The 20,870-nt window shown below is 59.6% G+C and carries 19 protein-coding genes; 9 read left to right on the top strand and 10 right to left on the bottom strand.

Annotated elements, in window-relative coordinates; all coding sequences use genetic code 11:
* Positions 1–36 precede the first annotated feature (36 nt).
* Positions 37–921, bottom strand: coding sequence for a LysR substrate-binding domain-containing protein (locus tag NL116_RS13580; protein WP_494377609.1), 885 nt, complete (start codon positions 919–921; stop codon positions 37–39).
* A 230-nt stretch (positions 922–1,151) separates the two neighbouring features.
* Here NL116_RS13580 and NL116_RS13575 point away from each other — a divergent pair, with 230 nt between their 5' ends.
* On the top strand, positions 1,152–1,577 hold the full coding sequence (locus tag NL116_RS13575; RefSeq protein ID WP_494377608.1) for a PaaI family thioesterase: 426 nt from the start codon (positions 1,152–1,154) through the stop codon (positions 1,575–1,577).
* 36 nt (positions 1,578–1,613) lie between these two features.
* Entirely contained in the window at positions 1,614–2,102 is a 489-nt protein-coding gene (locus tag NL116_RS13570; protein ID WP_494377607.1) for a GFA family protein, read from the top strand.
* Between the two features lie 116 nt (positions 2,103–2,218).
* On the opposite strand, the gene NL116_RS13565 is transcribed toward NL116_RS13570, so the two are convergent.
* Positions 2,219–2,827, bottom strand: coding sequence for a MiaE family protein (locus NL116_RS13565; protein ID WP_494377606.1), 609 nt, complete (start codon positions 2,825–2,827; stop codon positions 2,219–2,221).
* A 162-nt stretch (positions 2,828–2,989) separates the two neighbouring features.
* On the opposite strand from NL116_RS13565, the gene NL116_RS13560 reads away from it, so the two are divergent.
* Positions 2,990–3,850 (top strand): universal stress protein, encoded by an 861-nt coding sequence (locus tag NL116_RS13560; RefSeq protein WP_494377605.1) that lies wholly within the window; start codon positions 2,990–2,992, stop codon positions 3,848–3,850.
* Positions 3,851–3,906: 56 nt separating this feature from the next.
* Here NL116_RS13560 and NL116_RS13555 read toward each other — a convergent pair whose 3' ends face one another.
* Positions 3,907–4,377, bottom strand: coding sequence for a DUF1289 domain-containing protein (locus tag NL116_RS13555; RefSeq protein WP_131062789.1), 471 nt, complete (start codon positions 4,375–4,377; stop codon positions 3,907–3,909).
* A gap of 407 nt (positions 4,378–4,784) precedes the next feature.
* On the opposite strand from NL116_RS13555, the gene acnB reads away from it, so the two are divergent.
* Entirely contained in the window at positions 4,785–7,394 is a 2,610-nt protein-coding gene (gene acnB / locus NL116_RS13550; RefSeq protein WP_494378057.1) for a bifunctional aconitate hydratase 2/2-methylisocitrate dehydratase, read from the top strand.
* A gap of 119 nt (positions 7,395–7,513) precedes the next feature.
* On the opposite strand, the gene NL116_RS13545 is transcribed toward acnB, so the two are convergent.
* Together NL116_RS13545 and NL116_RS13540 are read right to left on the bottom strand one after the other, a co-directional pair.
* The gene (locus NL116_RS13545) at positions 7,514–9,166 is read right to left on the bottom strand and encodes a SulP family inorganic anion transporter (protein WP_494377604.1); all 1,653 of its coding nucleotides are present in this window, start codon (positions 9,164–9,166) and stop codon (positions 7,514–7,516) included.
* Positions 9,167–9,261: 95 nt separating this feature from the next.
* Entirely contained in the window at positions 9,262–10,542 is a 1,281-nt protein-coding gene (locus NL116_RS13540) for a serine/threonine transporter (protein WP_494377603.1), read from the bottom strand.
* A 367-nt stretch (positions 10,543–10,909) separates the two neighbouring features.
* Between NL116_RS13540 and NL116_RS13535 the strand changes: the two genes are divergently transcribed.
* The 5 genes from NL116_RS13535 (at position 10,910) to NL116_RS13515 (ending at position 15,014) form a co-directional block, all read left to right on the top strand.
* The gene (locus tag NL116_RS13535; RefSeq protein ID WP_494377602.1) at positions 10,910–11,293 is read left to right on the top strand and encodes a tautomerase family protein; all 384 of its coding nucleotides are present in this window, start codon (positions 10,910–10,912) and stop codon (positions 11,291–11,293) included.
* Between the two features lie 28 nt (positions 11,294–11,321).
* Positions 11,322–11,921 carry a TetR/AcrR family transcriptional regulator gene (locus NL116_RS13530; protein WP_494377601.1) on the top strand — a complete coding sequence of 200 codons (600 nt, stop codon included), beginning with the start codon at positions 11,322–11,324 and terminating at the stop codon, positions 11,919–11,921.
* Positions 11,922–12,024: 103 nt separating this feature from the next.
* Positions 12,025–12,990 carry a 2-hydroxyacid dehydrogenase gene (locus NL116_RS13525; RefSeq protein ID WP_494377600.1) on the top strand — a complete coding sequence of 322 codons (966 nt, stop codon included), beginning with the start codon at positions 12,025–12,027 and terminating at the stop codon, positions 12,988–12,990.
* Between the two features lie 144 nt (positions 12,991–13,134).
* Positions 13,135–14,202, top strand: coding sequence for a phosphotransferase family protein (locus NL116_RS13520; RefSeq protein ID WP_494377599.1), 1,068 nt, complete (start codon positions 13,135–13,137; stop codon positions 14,200–14,202).
* Positions 14,203–14,246: 44 nt separating this feature from the next.
* Entirely contained in the window at positions 14,247–15,014 is a 768-nt protein-coding gene (locus tag NL116_RS13515; protein WP_007948679.1) for an SDR family oxidoreductase, read from the top strand.
* Positions 15,015–15,144: 130 nt separating this feature from the next.
* On the opposite strand, the gene NL116_RS13510 is transcribed toward NL116_RS13515, so the two are convergent.
* The 5 genes from NL116_RS13510 to NL116_RS13490 all read right to left on the bottom strand — a co-directional run bounded on the left by NL116_RS13510 (position 15,145) and on the right by NL116_RS13490 (position 20,604).
* Positions 15,145–15,360 carry a hypothetical protein gene (locus NL116_RS13510; protein ID WP_494377598.1) on the bottom strand — a complete coding sequence of 72 codons (216 nt, stop codon included), beginning with the start codon at positions 15,358–15,360 and terminating at the stop codon, positions 15,145–15,147.
* Positions 15,361–15,531: 171 nt separating this feature from the next.
* A complete protein-coding gene (locus tag NL116_RS13505) occupies positions 15,532–15,783 on the bottom strand; it encodes a DUF1652 domain-containing protein (RefSeq protein ID WP_494377597.1) in 252 nt (83 codons plus the stop codon).
* 196 nt (positions 15,784–15,979) lie between these two features.
* Complete coding sequence (locus NL116_RS13500; protein WP_494377596.1) at positions 15,980–17,476, bottom strand: helix-turn-helix transcriptional regulator; 1,497 nt, start codon at positions 17,474–17,476, stop codon at positions 15,980–15,982.
* A 207-nt stretch (positions 17,477–17,683) separates the two neighbouring features.
* Positions 17,684–18,967 carry a Zn-dependent hydrolase gene (locus NL116_RS13495; protein WP_494377595.1) on the bottom strand — a complete coding sequence of 428 codons (1,284 nt, stop codon included), beginning with the start codon at positions 18,965–18,967 and terminating at the stop codon, positions 17,684–17,686.
* 152 nt (positions 18,968–19,119) lie between these two features.
* Positions 19,120–20,604: an NCS1 family nucleobase:cation symporter-1 gene (locus NL116_RS13490; protein WP_494377594.1), complete on the bottom strand. Its 1,485-nt coding sequence runs from the start codon at positions 20,602–20,604 to the stop codon at positions 19,120–19,122.
* Between the last annotated feature and the right edge of the window lie 266 nt (positions 20,605–20,870).

Raw genomic sequence — 20,870 nt, 5'->3', positions numbered from 1 at the left:
AACGATGATTATTTCGGAACAGTTGAATTCAACTCATCAATCGATCAGCTGATCGTTGAACCATTCCAGCATCTGCGCCACGGCCGGACGCTCCAGCCGTACCCGCTCACACACCAGTGCGTATTGGCCGAGGGCGGTCATGCTGGAAGTGAAAGGCCGGACCAGGCGACCGCTGAGCAAATCTTCCTGCGCCGTCAGGTTATCGCCCATGGCCACGCCCTGCCCCTGGGCTGCGGCTTCCAGTGCGAGGCCGGCGTGAGCGAAATACAGCTGTCGCTCGGGGCGTTGGTCCCCGGCATGACTGGTCAGCCAGGCGGTCCAGGTCTTGCCGTCCTGATCGTCGTGCAACAGGCAATGGCGGGCTAGATCCTTAGGCGTTTTCAACGTGCCCTGATTGAACAGGCCGGGGCTACACACCGGGAAGAACTGCAACGCCGGCAAAGGTTTGACGAAGTACGCACTGCTGTCCACCGGACCAGTGCCATAGGTGATCGCCAGGTCGATGTCTTCTCCCGGCGCCGTGCCGTCAATCGGTTGTTCGTACAGGTGCAGGGTGATGTGCGGATAGCGCGCATAGAAATCCGTGAGGCGGCTCATCAACCACTTTTGCGCCAGCTCGGCCGTCACGGCCAGGCGCATTACCGCCAGCGATGACGGATCGCGCAGCTCATCGCAGGCATCGCCGATCAGTTCGAAGGCTTGCTGCAGGCTCTGCATCAGTCGGCCTGCGGCCATGGTCGGGCGGATCTGCCGGCCTTCGCGGATGAACAGCGAAACGCCGAGGTGTTCTTCGAGTTGGCGGATTTGATGGCTGACGGCGCTGTCGGTGACGCACAGTTCCGAGGCGGCCCGGCCGAAATGCGCGTGGCGGGCGGCGCATTCGAAGGTTCGCAGTGCGGCCAGTGAGGGTAGTCGTCGCATGAGTCAGCCTTGAAGATTAAGGCCTCCATGCTGCCTTGGCCATTTGCGGGCGTCCAGTAGGACCGCGTTATCGTTCATCGCGGGCAAGCCCGGCTCCCACAGGGGATCTGTGGCGTTCGCAATACCCTGTAGGAGCCGAGCTTGCTCGCGATGACCGCAGCCCATTCACCACAAATCCGTAGGCCCATCACCCTCCCTTATCCACCATGACTTCCCTCCAGACCCGGCGCATGTTGATGCCTCAACCGGAGGGATTCGCCATGCTCGACACACTCAAACAGATCAACTCAACCTCAGCCTTCAACCGCTGGGCCGGTATCGAAGTGACCCATGTCGCCAGCGGAGAAGCCGAGCTGACCATGGCTTTTCGCGACACCGATATGGCGCAATATGCAGGCTTTCTGCACGCCGGCCTGATCGGCGCGCTACTCGACACCGCGTGCGGTTTTGCCGCTGGCACGGTCGCCGGCAACGTGCTGGCCTCGCACTTCTCGGTCAATTGCCTGGCGCCCGCCGTCGGTGAAGTGTTCTTCGCACGCGGCCGTGTGGTAAAGGCCGGCAAGAAACAGGTATTCGCCCGCGCCGAGCTGTTTGCCCAGAGCGGTGATCAACTCAAACTGGTGGCGACGGGTGATGCGATTCTGGTGCCGGTCTAGTCTGTCTGGATAAACCCAGACAGGTTGGAGGTTGCCATGCAACTCGAAGGTTCCTGCCATTGCGGCGCGGTATCGTTCAGTTTGAACAGCGCCCACCCCTACCCTTATCAGCGTTGCTACTGCTCGATCTGCCGCAAGACCCAGGGCGGCGGCGGGTTTGCGATCAACCTCGGCGGCGATGCCGGGAGCCTCAAGGTTCGCGGTCGCAAACACATCGCGATCTACCACGCGCGCCTGAAGGACGAAGGCGATAAACGTGCGCACAGCAGCAGCGCCGAGCGGCATTTCTGCTCGCTGTGCGGGACAGGACTGTGGCTGTTCAGCCCGCAATGGCCGGAGCTGATCCACCCGTTCGCCTCCGCCATCGACACCGCGTTGCCGGTACCGCCAGAGCACACGCATTTGATGCTCGGTTCAAAAGCACCGTGGGTCGAGGTTGAGGCGCATGCGGGGGATCAACAATTCGAGGTTTATCCCGAGGAGTCTATTGCCGATTGGCACGAGCGGCTGGGTTTGACTCGTTGAGTGGATGTTGCGGTGGTGCTGATGGCCTCATCGCGAGCAAGCTCGCTCCCACATTTTGGAATGCATTCCCCTGTGGGAGCGAGCTTGCTCGCGATTGCCCTTGACCTTACAAGGCATCACGCCGCGGCAGGCACTCCGCTGTGAAAACGGAACTCCACGTCCGGCGACTCGATCAGTTCCTGCTCGGCTGCGCGAACCTTGTCGATCACTTGCGCGATGTCCTTGGCGTCGCCGTACTGGTAAGCCAGCTTCAGGTAACCCTGGAAGTGCCGGGCCTCGCTTTTCAGCAGGCCGAAATAGAACTTGCCCAGTTCCTCGTCCAGATGCGGCACCAGCGCCTCGAAACGCTCGCAGCTGCGCGCTTCGATGAAGGCGCCGACCACCAGCGTATCCACCAGTTTCACCGGCTCATGGCTGCGCACCACTTTGCGCAGGCCCGAGGCGTAGCGCCCGGCGGACAACTGGCGCAGCTCGATCTTGCGCTTTTTCATCAGGCGCATGACTTGCTCGTGGTGCACCAGTTCTTCACGGGCCAGGCGCGACATCAGGTTGATCAGGTCGACGTGGGCGTGATACTTGGCAATCAGGCTCAGTGCTGTGCTGGCGGCCTTGAATTCGCAGTTCTTGTGGTCGATCAGCAAGGTTTCCTGATCGGCCAGTGCGGCCTGCACCCAGCCGTCAGGGGTCCGGCAGCCGAGGAACTCGTGAATTTCGGGAAGGATCATGGGGCTCACGGATAAATGGTCAAAACGAAGGGCGCCGATTATACCGGCCTGCCGGCAGACCACCAGACGCCATCCGTTGATATGCATCAAGTACCTGGTTGGCGAGCAGCAACTATAGTTGTGCAACGCCGTGCTTTTTAGCCGTTTATGGAGATCCCGATCATGCAAGCCATTCGCAGCATCCTGGTGGTCATCGAACCCGAACACTCGGAGAGCCTGGCGCTCAAACGGGCCAAATTGATTGCCGGAGTGACCCAGGCCCATTTGCACCTGCTGGTCGGTGACCGCAAACATGACCATAGCGGTATGTTGGGCGTGCTCAAGGCCGCGTTGTTGGCGGACGGTTTCAGTGTCACCACCGAACAGTCCTGGAATGAAAGCCTGCACCAAACCATCATCGATGTGCAGCAAGCCGAAGGCTGCGGGCTGGTTATCAAGCAGCATTACCCAGACAGCCCGCTGAAAAAAGCATTGCTGACCCCGGACGACTGGAAGTTGTTGCGTGCATGCCCAACGCCGGTGTTGCTGGTGAAAACGGCCGGTTCCTGGAAAGACAAAGTCATTCTGGCTGCCATCGATGTTGGCAATAGCGACGGCGAACACCGTCACCTGCACAACACCATCATCGATTACGGCTATGACATCGCCAGCCTGGCCAAGGCGCATCTGCACGTGATCAGTGCGCATCCGTCACCCATGCTGTCGTCGGCCGACCCGACTTTCCAGCTCAAGGAAACCATCGAGGCGCGCTATCGCGAGCAGTGCAAGGCGTTCCAGGCGGAATTTGACATCGACGATAGGCATCTGCATATCGAGGAAGGTCCGGCGGATGTGTTGATTCCGTTCATGGTGCGCAAGCTGCAGGCGGCGGTGACTGTGATTGGCACCGTGGCGCGGTCGGGGCTGTCGGGGGCGTTGATCGGCAATACGGCGGAAGTGGTGCTGGATTCGGTGGAGAGTGATGTGTTGGTGCTCAAGCCGCAGGAGATTGAGGATCACCTTGAGGAACTGGCTCAGCATTGAAATGCTGGAGCGTCTGAACTGACGCCTTCGCGAGCAGGCTCGCGAAGGTTCAAGATTTAACCGCCAAAGGCGTCTTTCAGGAAACCCGGGGCAATGTAGCGCTGGTAATGCGCCTCGGAGAGCAAAAAGAATTCCCGATCAATGGCATCACGCAATTCCGGCAGGTTCCAGTCACGAAACTCCGGCATCAGCACCATCCCATATGCCTCAAGGTTATTGATCACCCGCGCCCCACGGGCTATCAGCTGATACGCCCAGCAATACTCCGACTGGTGCGGTACAAAACGAATTTTCCGTTGTTCAAGCTGCAGACGCAGGCGCTGGGCGTCGAAAACCTCCAGCTTGCTGGCCATCACTTGGGACAGCAATTGCTCAAGACGCAGCCATACCGCGCGCTTCTCCTCCTCGTTGTAACCATTCCAGTTGATCACTTCATGGTGGAAACGCTTGCAGCCACGGCACACCAGATCACCGTAAACGGTGGAGCAGAGGCCGACGCAGGGGGTCTTGATGGTCTGATTGGGCATAGGTAGGCAAAACACGGGAAAGCAGAACAGGTCGGCATGTTAGCCCTTTGTCTAACATTCATCACCCCTCAAAGTTCAGGGGCTAACTTACCTTTAATTTTTTTTTGCCGTAGAATCAGCCAGCCTTTTAAGGCGCCAATGTCCGTTAGAAGCTGTTTTCAAAGCGTCACGAGCACAGTCGTTCCTACAGAGCGGTGTTGGCGAAGGGTTTTTCCAGCGGGGAAAAGCTCAACGCCAACCCTCATCAGCTCCCGTTCTGCAGGCGTAAAACTTTGAAAGCAGCTTCTGTAAGGAATTGTCGGTAATTCTGGCTAAGTGGCCCACAACGCCACGCAGCGCATGAGTACGGCAATTTCGGGATGAGCGTCCCGGACACCCATTTGGGACCACTGATGAGGGTAATAACTGTGCTTGAAGCCTACCGCAAACATATCGAAGAGCGTGCAGCACTGGGTATCGTTCCCCAGCCGCTTAACGCCGAACAAACTGCAGGCCTGGTCGAGCTGCTGAAGAATCCCCCGGCTGGCGAAGAAGCTTTCCTCGTTGACCTGATCACCAATCGCATTCCACCTGGCGTGGACGAAGCAGCCTATGTCAAGGCCGGCTTCCTGTCCGCCCTGGCCAAAGGCGAAGTCACCTCCCCCCTGATCGACAAGAAGCGCGCTGTAGAACTGCTCGGCACCATGCAGGGCGGCTATAACATCGTGACGCTGGTTGACCTGCTCGACAGCGCCGAACTGGCTCCAGTCGCTGCAGCTCAACTCAAGCACACCCTGCTGATGTTCGATGCGTTCCACGATGTCGCGGAAAAAGCCAAGAATGGCAACGAGCACGCTAAAGGCGTGCTCCAGTCGTGGGCTGACGGCGAGTGGTTCCGCAACCGTCCGACCCTGGCCGACAAGATCAGCCTGCGCGTGTTCAAGGTCACCGGCGAAACCAACACCGACGACCTGTCCCCTGCCCCGGATGCCTGGTCCCGCCCGGATATCCCGCTGCACGCCCTGGCCATGCTGAAAATGGCCCGTGAAGGCATCGTGCCTGACGTACAAGGCGTGACTGGCCCGATGAAGCAGATCGAAGAAATGCGCGGTCAAGGCTTCCCGATCGCCTACGTCGGTGACGTGGTCGGTACCGGTTCGTCGCGTAAATCGGCAACCAACTCGGTACTGTGGTTCTTCGGTGACGACGTTCCTCACGTTCCGAACAAGCGTGCCGGCGGTTTCTGCTTCGGCAGCAAGATCGCTCCAATCTTCTACAACACCATGGAAGATGCCGGCGCACTGCCAATCGAGTTCGACGTGTCCAACATGCACATGGGCGACGTGATCGACCTGTACCCGCATGCTGGCAAAGTCTGCAAACACGGCTCCGATGAAGTCCTGGCCACCTTCGAAATGAAGACGCCGGTCCTGTTGGACGAAGTTCGTGCCGGCGGTCGTATCCCGCTGATCATCGGTCGCGGCCTGACCGACAAGGCGCGTGCCGAGCTGGGCCTGGGCCCGACCGACCTGTTCAAACTGCCAGAAGCACCTGTCGACACCGGCAAGGGTTTCACCCTGGCACAGAAAATGGTCGGCAAGGCTTGCGGCCTGCCAGAAGGCAAAGGCGTTCGTCCTGGCACCTACTGCGAACCGAAAATGACCACCGTCGGCTCTCAGGACACCACCGGTCCGATGACCCGTGACGAACTGAAAGACCTGGCGTGCCTGGGCTTCTCGACCGATCTGGTAATGCAGTCGTTCTGCCACACCGCGGCTTACCCCAAGCCGATCGACGTGACCACCCATCACACCCTGCCAGACTTCATCATGACCCGCGGCGGCGTTTCCCTGCGTCCGGGCGACGGCATCATCCACAGCTGGCTGAACCGCATGCTGCTGCCGGACACCGTCGGTACCGGTGGTGACTCGCACACCCGTTTCCCAATGGGCATTTCGTTCCCGGCCGGCTCCGGTCTGGTGGCGTTTGCCGCAGCCACCGGCGTGATGCCGCTGGACATGCCGGAATCGATCCTGGTGCGCTTCAAAGGCAAAATGCAACCAGGCGTTACCCTGCGTGACCTGGTTCATGCCATTCCTTACTTCGCGATTCAGGCTGGCCTGTTGACCGTTGAGAAGAAAGGCAAGAAGAACGCCTTCTCCGGCCGCATCCTGGAAATCGAAGGCCTGGACAACCTGAGCATCGAACAGGCTTTCGAGCTGTCCGACGCCTCGGCCGAACGTTCGGCTGCCGGTTGCACCATCAAGCTGTCGAAAGAGTCGATCACCGAGTACCTGAGCTCCAACATCACCCTGCTGCGCTGGATGATCGGCGAAGGCTACGGCGATGCACGTACCCTGGAACGTCGTGCTCAAGCGATGGAAGCCTGGATCGCCAACCCTGAGCTGATGGTTGCCGATGCTGACGCCGAATACGCTGAAATCATCGAAATCGACCTGGCCGACATCAAAGAGCCTGTGCTCTGCGCGCCAAACGATCCCGACGACGCCCGTCTGCTGTCCAGCGTTGCTGGCGAGAAGATCGACGAAGTGTTCATCGGTTCGTGCATGACCAACATCGGTCACTTCCGCGCGGCCGGCAAGCTGCTGGATCAGGTCAAGGGTCAGCTGCCAACCCGTCTGTGGCTGTCGCCGCCGACCAAAATGGACGCTCACCAACTGACCGAAGAAGGCTACTACGGCATCTACGGCAAGGCTGGCGCACGCATGGAAATGCCGGGCTGCTCGCTGTGCATGGGTAACCAGGCACGTGTAGAGCCGAATTCGACGGTTGTGTCGACGTCGACCCGTAACTTCCCGAACCGTCTGGGTGACGGCGCGAACGTTTACCTGGCCTCGGCCGAGCTGGCGTCCGTTGCTTCCATCCTGGGTCGCCTGCCGACCGTCGAGGAGTACATGGAATACGCTGGCAAGATCGACAGCATGGCGGCTGATGTCTACCGCTACCTGTCCTTCGACCAGATTGCCGAGTTCCGTGAAGCTGCTGCGAACGCCAACATTCCGGTCGTTCAAGCCTAACGCTGCAACGCAATAGAAAACGCCGCCCATCGAGAGATGAGCGGTGTTTTTTTATGCCTGCGAAATCGACCAGCACAACACAACCCCCTGTGTTAGCGAGCCTGCTCGCGCCCACAGGGTTACGCGTATGTCTTGAGGGCTTGTTGTACCGCGCCATCCACGCTCAGACCGCTGAGGCTCACCTGTGTCTCCTTCACTTCCGGTAACGCCGACAATGCCCTTTGTGCCGAGTCCTTGAGCCGAGCGAGCATCAGCTGCTTCCCTTCCCCCCGCACCCGCACGAAAAATTCCTGTAATGCCTCAATACTGGTGCCATCCAGATCCGGCGATTCCTCCAGGCTGAGAACCACCGAGTGAATCGGCGTCTGCGAATGACGGATCAAGTGCAACGTGCTACCCAGAATCCGCTCGACGTTGGCAAAGAACAACGCCTCTCCCGGCCGGACAATCAACACGCCTGGCACCGCTTGCGCCGTCGGATGGAGTTGCAGGTCCACGAAATCGTGACCGCCATCAATGCGCCCAAGAATCTGAATATCCGCCGCCGACATTTGCTTGAGCATCAGCACCACACTGATCGCCACCGACAGCAGCAACCCGTCCAGCACCCCCAGCACCAGCACGGCGGCCACCGCGCAGATGACCAGCAACCGGTCGCGCCGCCAGCTGAAATAGCGTCCCAGCGGTTGCAGGCTCAGGCCTCGGGCCAGGGCATGGATGACGATGGCAGCGAGAATCGGCTCCGGGGTCAGAGCGATGCAGGGCAACACGGTCAGCACGATGAGCAACACCACCAGCGCCGCCACTCCACCCGCCAGCCGCGACGTGGCCCCTGCTGCCTCATTGGCCGACGTTGCCGAGTACCCCGCCCCCGCCGGCATGCCATGGAACAAACCGGACAACAGGTTGGTCGCACCCAATGCCAACAGATCCCGGTTCGACGAGATCCGGTCGCCGTGCTTGACCGCGTAGGCGCTGATCGAACCGTAAGACTCCGCGTACAGGATCATCACCATGGCAAAGGCCAATTCACCCAGGCGCAGCCAGTCAGTGAAAGGCAATACCGGCAGCTTGGGCACCTCCAGGCTCAAATCGATCACACCGATCAGCTTCACGCCATACGCCGGCAGGTTCAGCCACTGACTGGCCGCAATGCCGAGCGCCACCACCAACAAGCCACCCGGCAAGCGCCGGAACCTTGCAAACAGCACCAACAAAGCCAACGCCACGGCGGCGACACCCGCTGCCACCCAGTTCCATTGCGGCAATTGCTCGAGCAGTTGCGGCAGAAAACGCACCAGATTGCCGTCGCTCAGGTGCACACCGACCACACTGGCGACCTGCTTGAGAATGATGGTCAGTGCCAGGCCGAAGGCAAAGCCGCGCAGCACCGGTTTGGCTATGAACGAAGTCACGCGGCCCAACTTGAACAACCCGGCCAGCAAGAAGAACGCGCCGGTGACCAGCACCAGGCCGATGGCCAGGGTCGAGCGCAGTTGCGGATCGCCGTTGGCCAGCGTCGCGGTGGCGGCAGCCAACACAGCCGCAGACGACGATGTGGCCGACACAATGGCGAAACGGCTGGTGCCGAACAGGCCATAACACAGCAAACCGGCAAACAACGCGATCACCCCGGCCTGCGGTGCCACTGCGGCAATGCTTGAATACGCGACCGCTTCAGGCAGCAACAGGCCGGCAATCGACAACCCGGCCAGCACGTCCTGCCAGCGATTGGGTTGTTCAATGAGATTGGGGGGTGAGGCGCTGGGCAATCCGGTGTCTCCAGGCGAAAAAAAAACCGCTGCGCGCAATACGCGCAGCGGCCACTGTAGCTGTCAATCCGGCGCTGCGCGAGCAGGCCGAACGATCACGCGGTCAGCGAGTAAATCAACGCCGTAATCGCCACCAGGCCCACCGCCGTCACGAAGACATTGGACGCTTGCCCGCGATAACGGGCCATCGCTGGCACCTTGCGGATCGCGTACATCGGCATCAGGAACAGAATCGACGCGATGACCGGACCACCGAGGGTTTCGATCATCCCCAGAATGCTCGGGTTCAGCGTGGCAACGATCCAGCACACCACCAGCATGAACGCAGCGGTCATGCGGTCGAGGGTCTTCGGCGCCGGACGCTTGCCGCTTTTCACGATCAGGCCTTTAAGCCCTTCACTGGCACCGATGTAGTGGCCCAGGAACGACTTGGAAATTGCCACGAAGGCAATCAACGGTGCCGCGAAGGCGATGGTCGGGTTGCTGAAGTGGTTGGCCAGGTACGACAGGATCGACAGGTTCTGTGCCTTGGCTTCGGCCAGCTGTGCCGGCGACAGGGTCAACACGCAACTGAAGACGAAGAACAGCACCATCACCACCATCAACAGGTGCGCGCGGGACAGGATCTGCGAGCTGCGCGCTTCCGCGTGTTCGCCGTAACGGCGCTTCTGGTCGACCGCAAACGCCGAGATGATCGGCGAGTGGTTGAACGAGAACACCATCACCGGAATCGCCAGCCACAGGGTGTGCAGCAGCGCCGAGGGCTCAGGCAGCGTGCTGGCGGTGGACAGAATGCCGCCGTTCCAGTGCGGGATCAGGAACACCGCCAAAAACAGCAATGCAACGATGAACGGATACACCATCAGGCTCATGGCCTTGACGATCGCCTGTTCGCCGCAACGCACCACTGCCAGCAAGCCGAGAATCAGCACGAACGACAGCACCGCGCGCGGGGGCGGCATGATGTGCAGCTGATGCTCAAGGAAACTGCCCACGGTGTTGGTCAGTGCCACGCTGTAAATCAGCAGGATCGGGAAGATCGCAAAGAAATACAGCAAGGTGATCAGCGCACCGGCCTTGATGCCGAAGTGTTCTTCCACCACTTCGGTGATGTCCGCGCCTTCGCGTCCGGACAGCACGAAGCGGGTCAGGCCACGGTGTGCGTAGAAGGTCATGGGGAACGCCAAGACCGCCAGGATCAGCAGCGGCCAGAAACCGCCCAACCCCGCGTTGATTGGCAGAAACAGCGTGCCTGCCCCGATGGCCGTGCCAAAAAGGCCCAGCATCCAGGTGGTGTCATGACGATTCCAGCTCGAAAGAGTCGCTGGTGCCGCCGCTACATAGCGTTTGTCGACGCTATTGGCCTGATCATTCATCCGGTGGGATCTCCGCATTCCGGTCAGTTGCTACCCGGCCAGGACGAGTCGGAAAAACCCGACGGGCAGCGCCCTGGCCGAAACAGGGGCGCGATTGTCCGGGATTAATCAACAGAAGCAAAGACTTAGCTGAGCAATGGTGGTGCGGATCAATGTTCAGGAGTGACGCAGGAGTCTGACGTTTACCTGACTGACTACCCGCCCTACGGCAGCGGTGTGCCAGTCGATCGCCCTGCTGGATGCCCCTTCGCAATCGCAAACAGACTCGCTCCACGGGTTTGTTTCATCGCCGAATAGCAGTCCCCTCTTGATAAAGGACATCTGTCATGTATTTTTAACTGACCGGCCTTTTTTCTGGAGACAGCCCATGCCACTGGTTCGTGTCGACATCAAAAAACATCAAGATCCCCTGTTCGCCAAACGCGTCGGCCAGCTGATTTACGCGGCCATGCACAGCGCCATCGCCGTTCCGGAGGACGATAACTTTCAGATCCTGGCGGAACACGATGATCACCACTTCATCTTCGACCCCGGTTACCTCGGCATCAAACGTACCGACAAGCTGATCTTCATCCAGATCACGCTGAGCGAAGGCCGAACGGACGAGAAGAAAAAACTGCTCTACAAAACCATCGCCGAGAGCCTGAATCGCGAGCTGGCAGTGCGCCTTGAGGATGTTTTCATCAATCTGGTGGAAGTGAAAAAAGAGAACTGGTCGTTCGGCAACGGGATTGCCCAGTACGCCCTTTGATTCCCCCCCATAGACCTGTGAGCCACAGATGCCCCGAGTTTCCCGCAAGCAAGCCGATCTCAACCGCGAAATCATCGTCGAAGCCGCCACGCGGCTGTTTCGCGAGCGAGGCGTACACGGTATCAGTGTCGTCGACGTCATGGGCGCCGCAGGCCTTACCCATGGCGGCTTCTATGGGCATTTCGAGTCCAAGGAAGCATTGGCGCAGGAGGCCAGTGGTCGGGCGTTCGAGCAGTCGGCTGAACGCTGGCAGGAACGAATCGCCGCCCATGTCGACGACAAGGCAGCCGCCCGTCGCGCCCTGATCGAGCCTTACCTGTCGCAGGCCAGTCGCGACAACCCGGGTGACAGTTGCCCGGTGGCCGCTTTTGCCGGGGATATTTGCCACGAAGCGGCGGACAGTGGTTTGCGCCAGACCTTCATGGACGGGCTCAACCGGCTGCTGAAATCCTATGGTTCGCTGCTGGACTCAGGCGATGCCGGTGCGGATCGGCAGCAGGCGCTGGTGGAATACTCGCTGATGGTGGGCGCCCTGACCCTGGCGCGCGCCACCCGCGGTGAGGCGGTATCGGACGAGATTCTCGACGCCGCACGCACCTATCTGACCTCAAAGGGTTCATCAAACTGAACATCGGCGTGTGCGACTGTTGGCCGTTGCTAAACTGTTCGGGAGTCCGCAATCTGAAGCAACGTTCGAGCCCCGACAATTCCGATGCCCACAGGAGCGCAGCATGCCTGCAACCGTTCTGGTACTGGTTGAAACCATCAATGATTACTTGCCGATTCTCGAACATCAGGGATTTCACCTGATTCTTGCCCCCACCCCCGCCGAACGCGCGGAGGCCATCAACCGTCATGGAGCGCAGATCGATGCCGTGCTGACACGCGGTCCATTGGGTCTGTACGCCGATGAAATCGCCGCCCTGCCCACTCTCAAGATTATTTGCGTCATCGGCGCCGGCTATGAACACGTCGACCTGCAAGCTGCCGCCGACCGCGGCATCACGGTGACCAACGGTGCCGGGGTGAATGCGTCATCGGTCGCCGACCACGCCATGGCGATGCTGCTGGCGCTGGTGCGTGACATCCCCCGCTGTGATGCGGCGGTACGTCGTGGTGAGTGGCCAAAGATCATGCGCCCCTCCCTGGCCAACAAGCGCCTGGGCATCCTGGGCCTCGGTGCCGTCGGCATGGCCATCGCCAAGCGCGCCGCCAATGGCTTCGACATGACGGTCAGCTACCACAACCGCCAGCACCGCAGCGATGTGCCCTACACCTTTTGCTCAACGCCCACCGAACTGGCACGCACCTCGGATTTTCTGATCATCGCGACCCCAGGTGGCATTGGCACACGCCATTTGATCAACAAACCTGTCCTCGACGCCTTGGGACCCAACGGCTTCCTCGTCAACATCGCCCGCGCCAGCGTGATCGTCAGCGCCGACCTCATCAGTGCGCTAGAACAACGTCGCATTGCCGGTGCCGCGCTGGACGTGTTCGATGCCGAACCGCATGTGCCAGAACCGCTCAAGTCGCTGGCCAACGTGATCCTGACGCCGCATGTGGCGGGTTTGTCCCCGGAAGCAACCCAAGGCACTGTTGAACTGGTCGGGCGCAATCTGGCGGCGTTCTTCTCCGGAAACCCGGTCTTGACCCCCATCGAACTGCCGTCACCGCTGAGCAGCGTCGCGATGTGAGGTTCATTCAAACAGGTGTATCAAAAGCAATGATTGCCCGGCAACACGCTCACCTATAAGGGCCGTTGATGGTTGTGGGGACCGGGTGCGCGGATTAGATTAGCCAATAGTCGCAGGCCTCCAAAATAAGCAGAAGGGATAAGCATGGCGCTTACTGACCAGTCCACCCGTATCCGCGCTGGCGAAGAACTTGATGCCAGCCTGATCGATCCGTACCTCAAGGCGCACATTCCGGGTCTCAGTGGTTGGCCGCAGATCAGCCAGTTTCCCGGCGGCGCGTCGAACCTGACGTACCTGCTGGAATACCCCGAACAGGAATTCGTCCTGCGTCGACCACCGTTTGGCCACAAAGCCAAATCTGCCCACGACATGGGCCGCGAATTCCGCATTCTCAACCAGCTCAAGGACGGCTTCCCGTATTGCCCCAAAGCCTACGTGCACTGCACCGACGAATCGGTGATCGGCGCCGAGTTCTATGTGATGGAACGGGTCAACGGGATCATCCTGCGTTCCGAGCTGCCGCCGGAACTGGGTCTGGATTCGGCACAAACCGAAGCCCTGTGCAAAAGCTTCATCGACAAGTTCGTCGAACTGCACCGTGTCGACTACAACGCCTACGGCCTGGGTGATCTCGGAAAACCCGAAGGTTATGTCGCCCGCCAGATCAAAGGCTGGAGCGACCGTTACGACAAAGCCCTGACCCCGGATGCGCCACAGTGGGACGTGGTCAAAGCCTGGCTCAACGACAAAATGCCGGCCGACCACCCGTCATCCAGCATCGTCCACAACGACTATCGCTTCGACAACGTGATCCTAGACCCGCAAAACCCGATGCAGATCATCGGCGTGCTCGACTGGGAACTGACCACCCTCGGCGACCCGCTGATGGATTTGGGCAACACCCTCGCCTACTGGATCGAAGCCGGCGACCCGGCACCGGTGCAACTGATGCGCCGTCAGCCGAGCCACGCTCCGGGCATGCTGACCCGCCGTGAGTTCGTCGATTACTACGCCGAGCGCTCGGGCATCCAGATCGACAATTTCGACTTCTATTACACCTATGGTCTGTTCCGCCTCGCCGGCATCGTGCAGCAGATCTACTACCGCTTCTTCCATGGTCAGACCCAGGACAAACGTTTCGCGCAGTTCATTCACATGAACAAACTGCTTGAGCAGATGAGCCTGCAAGTCATCCAGAAATCCAGCCTTTGACGACGCGCCTGGCCCAATAACAAGACTTTTTATAAGAGAACCCCATGTCCAAGACTCAGTTGTTCGACCTCGACGGCAAGATCGCTTTCGTTTCCGGTGCCAGCCGTGGCATCGGTGAAGCCATCGCCAAACTCCTGGCCCAGCAAGGTGCCCACGTCATCGTCTCGAGCCGCAAGCTCGACGGTTGCCAGCATGTGGCCGACGCGATCATCGCCGCTGGCGGCAAAGCCACTGCCGTCGCATGCCACATCGGTGAAATGGAACAGATCAGCCAGGTCTTCGCCGGCATCAAGGAACAATTCGGCCGTCTCGACATTCTGGTCAACAACGCAGCGACCAATCCGCAGTTTTGCAACGTGCTGGACACTGACCTCAGCGCCTTTCAGAAAACCGTTGACGTCAACATCCGCGGCTACTTCTTCATGTCGGTGGAAGCCGGCAAAATCATGCGCGAAAACGGTGGCGGCAGCATCATCAACGTCGCCTCGATCAACGGCGTCTCGCCAGGCATCTTCCAGGGCATCTACTCGGTGACCAAGGCCGCCGTGATCAACATGACCAAAGTGTTCGCCAAGGAATGCGCGCAATTCGGCATCCGCTGCAACGCCCTGCTGCCGGGCCTGACCGACACCAAATTTGCTTCGGCACTGGTGAAGAACGACGCGATTCTGAAGACCGCGTTGCAGCAGATTCCGCTCAAGCGTGTTGCCGATCCGAGTGAAATGGCCGGCGCGGTGCTGTACCTGGCGAGCGATGCGTCGAGCTACACCACTGGGGTTTCGCTGAATGTGGACGGTGGGTTCTTGTCCTGACAAGATTGGTCAGCAACCTGTCAAGGGCTGGCACACCACAAACCTTAGGGAGCCGCCCGGGGCGAGCTCGGCTCCCACAGGGTTTGTGGCTTGACTGACAGTAAGCAGCCAACACTTCAAGCACCCAAGGTTATTGGGTGATGCAACGCGTGGTTGTGGTCATCCGCTTCACTTCCCCATCCGCCCTCGCATCACCCAACACTTCGGTCTTGTCGATGGTTTCGCAGTGGCGTTCTACCGGGGGTAGCGGTGGTGGTGGCGGTGGAGGACTGGAGCAACCACTGAGGATCGCAACGCAGAAGGCGAGCGACAGCGGCGAAAAAGCACGTTTTCCAAGACTGTTCATAGGCTGACCCGCGGTAAGTAATCGATGTTTTCCGCGACACGACAACAACACCGCGAAGCCGCGGATCGGTCACAGAAAAATTTTACCCTCGCATTTCTTATAGCCCAGTCACCGGCCAATGCCAGCAAATAAGGCTTTGAGGTCTAGTTTTTTCCCAATAAACGACAGCTCCTACTCGCTGCCGCCCGGGCGATGCAAATTGCTGCTCTGCAATTCATAACGCAGCTCTTCAATCAACGACGCCATGGCTTGCGGCGAATTGAGGCTCGTCACCTTCAATCCGCTGACCACCAGATCGACTTCACCCGATTCAGGGTGATACAGCTTCACCGTCACGGAATTGTCGCCCGACACACTGCATTCGCAGGCGCGGGGCGAAAAGTGCTGCTCCAGCAGCGCACGCAATTGCGTCAGGTAAATCACTGCGATTCCCCCGCCGGCTGACTGACAACCTCATTGACCAAAATGGAGTTGAAGTGGCGACACATGGGGTGGTTCCTTGAGCTGTTCATAAAGGAGGCCAAGTAGTCAAAGACTGGGCTCACACCTTGGCAGCCTAAAGGTTGACTTCGGCTATCAACACCTCCATTTGCACCCTGTTGACTAGTGCATTTGCACCCTAGCGCTGGCTCTTGGGTCGCCATTTAGTGGAGAACAGTCCACGTTCCCGCGCCCACACAATTGCCTCGCTGCGACTGTGAACGTCGAGCTTGGAATACACCGTCGAAACGTGATTGCGCACTGTGTTGAGCGCCAGTTTCAGGCGCACGGCAATCTCCTTGTCGGCAAGTCCCTCGCAGATCAGACCGAGTACATCGCGCTCGCGAGCGGTCAGGTCGGTGAACGACACGTTGGGCAACTTCGGCGAGTTGACGCTTTTCACGTTGGCGAGTTTTTCGATCAGCGTACGGCTGAACCAGGAGGCGTCTTTCATCACTTCCTCGATCGCCGCGACCAGTTCGAGCTCGGTGCGTTTGCGTTCAGTGATGTCCATCAACACCATCAGGTAACAAGGACTGTCCTGAATATCCACCGTGTCAGCGGAGATCGTGCAGTCCATCAGGGCCGTGTCTTTCTTTCGGATTCTGACATCGACGCAATCCAGGCTCCCGGCCTTCTCCAGCGCCGCAAAGAGCTGCGTGCGAGCCGCCTTGTCGTCGATAAAGGCGATCTCCGCGAGGGTCTTGCCGAGCACTTCCTCGCTGGGATACGCGAGGGTATCGAGAAAGGCTTCGTTAACATCGATCACCACTAGATCCTGCGCGCTGCATACCAGCGTCGGCACCGGTGTCAGGCGGAACGCCTTGGCGAAGCGCTCCTCGCTCTGGCGCAGGGCAACTTCGGCTTTGTGCCGGGGCTCCATGTCGACGAACGAAAACAGCATGCAATCTTCTTCGTTCAATTCCAGCGGCTGCCCCGCAACGATCACCTGTTTGCTGCCACCGTCAGCCATGCGCAACTCGGCCTTCATCTGTGGAATCGTGGCGTGTTCGCGCAGACGCTCGATGGCCAGGTCTTTCTTTTCGGCGCCTTCGAGGATGTCCAGTTCGTAGGTCGATACGCCGATGACCTGATCGCGGGTAAACCCCGTCATCTCCAGAAAACCAATGTTGACCTTGATGTAACGCAAATCACTGAGGCGACAGATCACCGCCGGAGCCGGGTTGGCATTGAAGGTCTTTTCGAAACGCTGCTCGGCGCTGGCCCACTCGGTGACGTCGTCCATGATCAAAACCAGCGATTCCGGCTCACCGGTGCTGTCGGCCAGTACCATGCTGCGCACCCGGTGCACCCACCTGCGCTCTTCGTCGTCGGTCGGACTCACTTCAACCAGCACATCGCTGAACGTTTCACCTCGAGCGACACGACTGATCGGGTAATTGTCCTTCGGCACCGGGTGATTGTTGCGATAGCGCAAGGCGAAGCGTTTAGCGTACTCGCGCGCATTGGCACCCAATTCGCTGATCTGCCCGACACCGTGCATTGTCAGTGCGGCGTCGTTGGCCCAGCGTAGGCTTTGGTCGGGCTCCAGCAGAATCACGCCGTCGGACAAACCTGCAATAATCTGCTGCAACTGGCGACGATTGGTTTCGGTACTCAGAACGTCCTGGCTCATTGGATCTCCACAAGTACATCGGGGCTTTTTGCCCCGGTGAAAAGTTCGACCGCGCAGGGATTGGATCGTGCAAAGAACCTGTAGGGGGGACAGTCGGGGCCGGGTGACTGCATGTCCAACGAATCCCTTAATCCCGACAGTTTGTAAGGATGCTGAGGTTTCGGGTATGTGACGTGCGCTGATTTTTTTCAGCGCACCTCGGGTGGGTCAGGCAGCCAGTTCCCCGCTCGCAATCGCCGCCGACGCCGCCAACATCGCCCGCAACAACACCGCACACCCCGCCGCCAAATCATCCGGTGCGGCGTTTTCGATTTCGTTGTGGCTGATGCCGCCTTCGCACGGCACGAAGATCATCCCGGCAGGACCGAGTTCGGCGAGGAAGATTGCGTCGTGCCCTGCTCCGCTGACGATGTCCATGTGCGACAAGCCCAGGCCTTGCGCGGCGTTGCGTACCGCGTCGACGCAGCCTGGGTCGAAGTACAGCGCAGGGAAATCAGCCGTCGGGGTGAGCTCGAAGCTCAGGCCGTGTTGCTCGCAGGTGGTTTCGATCACGTGGCGCACTTCAGCAATCATCGAGTCCAGCCGTGCTGGCTCCAGATGCCGGAAGTCGAGGGTCATGCGCACTTCGCCGGGGATGACATTGCGTGAGCCGGGATACGCTTGCAGGCAGCCGACGGTGCCGCAGGCATGGGGTTGGTGGCCGAGCGCGGCGCGGTTGACCGCACCGACAATCACGGCGGCGCCGACCAGGGCGTCCTTGCGCAGGTGCATCGGGGTCGGACCGGCGTGGGCTTCGACCCCGCGCAGTTTGAGATCGAACCACTTCTGACCGAGCGCGCCCATCACGACGCCGATGGTTTTGTGTTCGTCTTCGAGGATCGGGCCTTGCTCGATGTGGGCTTCAAAATAAGCACCCACTGCATGTCCGCTGACCTGGCGCGGACCGGCGTAGCCGATGGCGTTGAGTGCCTGGCCCACGGTGATGCCTTCGGCGTCGACTTTGGCGAGGGTTTCTTCGAGGGTGAATTTTTCGGCGAAGACCCCGGAACCCATCATGCACGGGGCAAAGCGCGAGCCTTCTTCGTTGGTCCAGACCACCACTTCCAGCGGCGCTTCGGTTTCGATGTTCAGGTCGTTGAGGGTGCGCAGCACCTCGACGCCGGCCAACACGCCGAAGCAGCCATCGAACTTGCCGCCGGTGGGCTGGGTGTCGATGTGGCTGCCGGTCATGACCGGTGGCAGGTTCGGGTTGCGGCCCGGACGGCGGGCGAAGATGTTGCCGACGGCGTCGACGCTGACGGTGCAACCGGCCTCTTCACACCAATTGACGAAGATGTCGCGAGCCTGACGGTCGAGGTCAGTCAGGGCGAGGCGGCAGACACCGCCCTTGACCGTGGCGCCAAGTTTGGCGAGCTCCATGAGGGATTGCCACAGGCGGTCGCGGTTGATGTGCTGATGGGTGGATTGCAGAACGTCTACGGCTGCGTTCATGGTGATCTCCTCAGGCAGTTGTTATAGGTTATTCAGGTATTTCCTGGGTGTTCTTTAGGCCGCCATCGCGGGCAAGCCCGGCTCCCACAGGGTTTTTGTGACCACTGGAGATCCCTTGTGGGAGCCGAGCTTGCTCGCGATGGGGCCATCAGTCACACCGCAGATTTCGCGACGGATGGACTAGGCCGCAACGAGCACAATCCGTAATAAATCACCCCGCCCAACGCCGAGCCGGTAAACCAGCCATAGCTGTAGAACCAGCTGAACGCATCGCTGCCCAGCGACAGCAGGGTCAACGCTACCGGCACACCGAACGCGATAAAGCCGAACCAGTTCCAGGCCGGGTACACGTCATCGCGATAGAGCCCGGCCAGATCCAGTTGCTGTTTCTTGATCAGGAAATAATCCACCACCATGATCCCGGCAATCGGTCCGAGCAAGCTGGAATACCCCAGCAACCAGTTGGAGTAGACCGTTTCCAGACTCAGGTCCGAGACGATCAGCCCGAGTTTTTTCAGCAGTTCATGCGCCATCAGCAGCAGCCCCACTACCCCGGTGAGCAACACCGCTTTGGTGCGGTTGATCAACTTGGGCGCAACGTTCTGGAAATCGTTGGTCGGCGACACGATGTTGGCCGCGGTGTTGGTCGACAGCGTGGCGATAATGATCAGCGCCATGGCCAGCGCGACCCAGACCGGGCTCTGAATATGCCCAATCAGCGTGACCGGGTCGGAGACGGTCACGCCCACCAGTTTCACCGACGCGGCAGTCATGACCACGCCCAGCGAGGCGAACAGGAACATGGTCAGCGGCAGGCCGATAATTTGCCCGACGATCTGGTCTTTCTGGCTTTTGGCGTAGCGGCTGAAGTCGGGAATGTTCAACGACAGGGTGGCCCAGAAGCCGACCATCGCCGTCAGGCCGGCGGCGAAGTAACCCGCCACGCTCGCGCCTTCCGGGCGCTTGGCCGGAATCGCCAGCAACTCGGTCATCGACACATTCGGCAGCGCCCACACCAGCAGGCCTGCGCCGACCAGGATCAACAGCGGCGCGGAAAGGGTTTCCAGCCATTTGATCGACTCGGCGCCCCGGATCACGACCCACAGGTTCAGTGCCCAAAACACCATGAAGCCAATGACTTCGCCGGTGCCGCCTAACGACTTCCAGCCCTCGAACACCGAGCCCAGGAACAGGTGAATAGCCAGCCCGCCGAACATTGTCTGGATCCCGAACCAGCCACACGCCACCAGGGCGCGAATCAGGCAAGGGATGTTGGAACCGAGAATGCCGAAGCTTGAACGCAGCAACACCGGAAACGGGATACCGTACTTGGTGCCGGCGAAAGCGTTCAGCGTCAGGGGGATCAGCACAATGATGTTGGCAAACAGGATCGCCAGCAACGCCTCACCCACGGTCAGCCCGAAGTACGCGGTGAGCACGCCGCCCAAGGTGTAGGTCGGCACACAAATCGCCATGCCGATCCACAGTGCGGTGATGTGCCATTTGTTCCAGGTTCGCTCATGCAAACTGGTCGGTGCCATGTCGTGGTTGTAACGGGGGCTGTCGAGGACGTCGCTGCCGGCTTCGAGTTCATACAAGCCGTTGCGCTCGGTCACTTGCGATCTGATCTGTTGCATGGCCGCTCCACTGTTCTTTGAATTATTGTTTGCTCATCAAGGTGCCGGGGCATCAATAAACGTGCCGGGCACCTCGATTACGCATCGGGCAGTTCCATAAAACGTTACAAACTACTGTTTTTATTCATATATCCAGTGAGCCTTCGGCGACATGCCTGTTCACTCAGGCTGAATGTCAGGCAAGTTGTCCGAATCATCGGGACTCAAACTGGTGCATCACACTTTTTTGAAACGTGGCGCATCAACCATAGACCATCCTCAAGCGG

This window comes from Pseudomonas sp. FBCC-B1667 (genome assembly GCF_059133255.1).
This window is presented reverse-complemented; position numbering and strand designations above follow the sequence as displayed.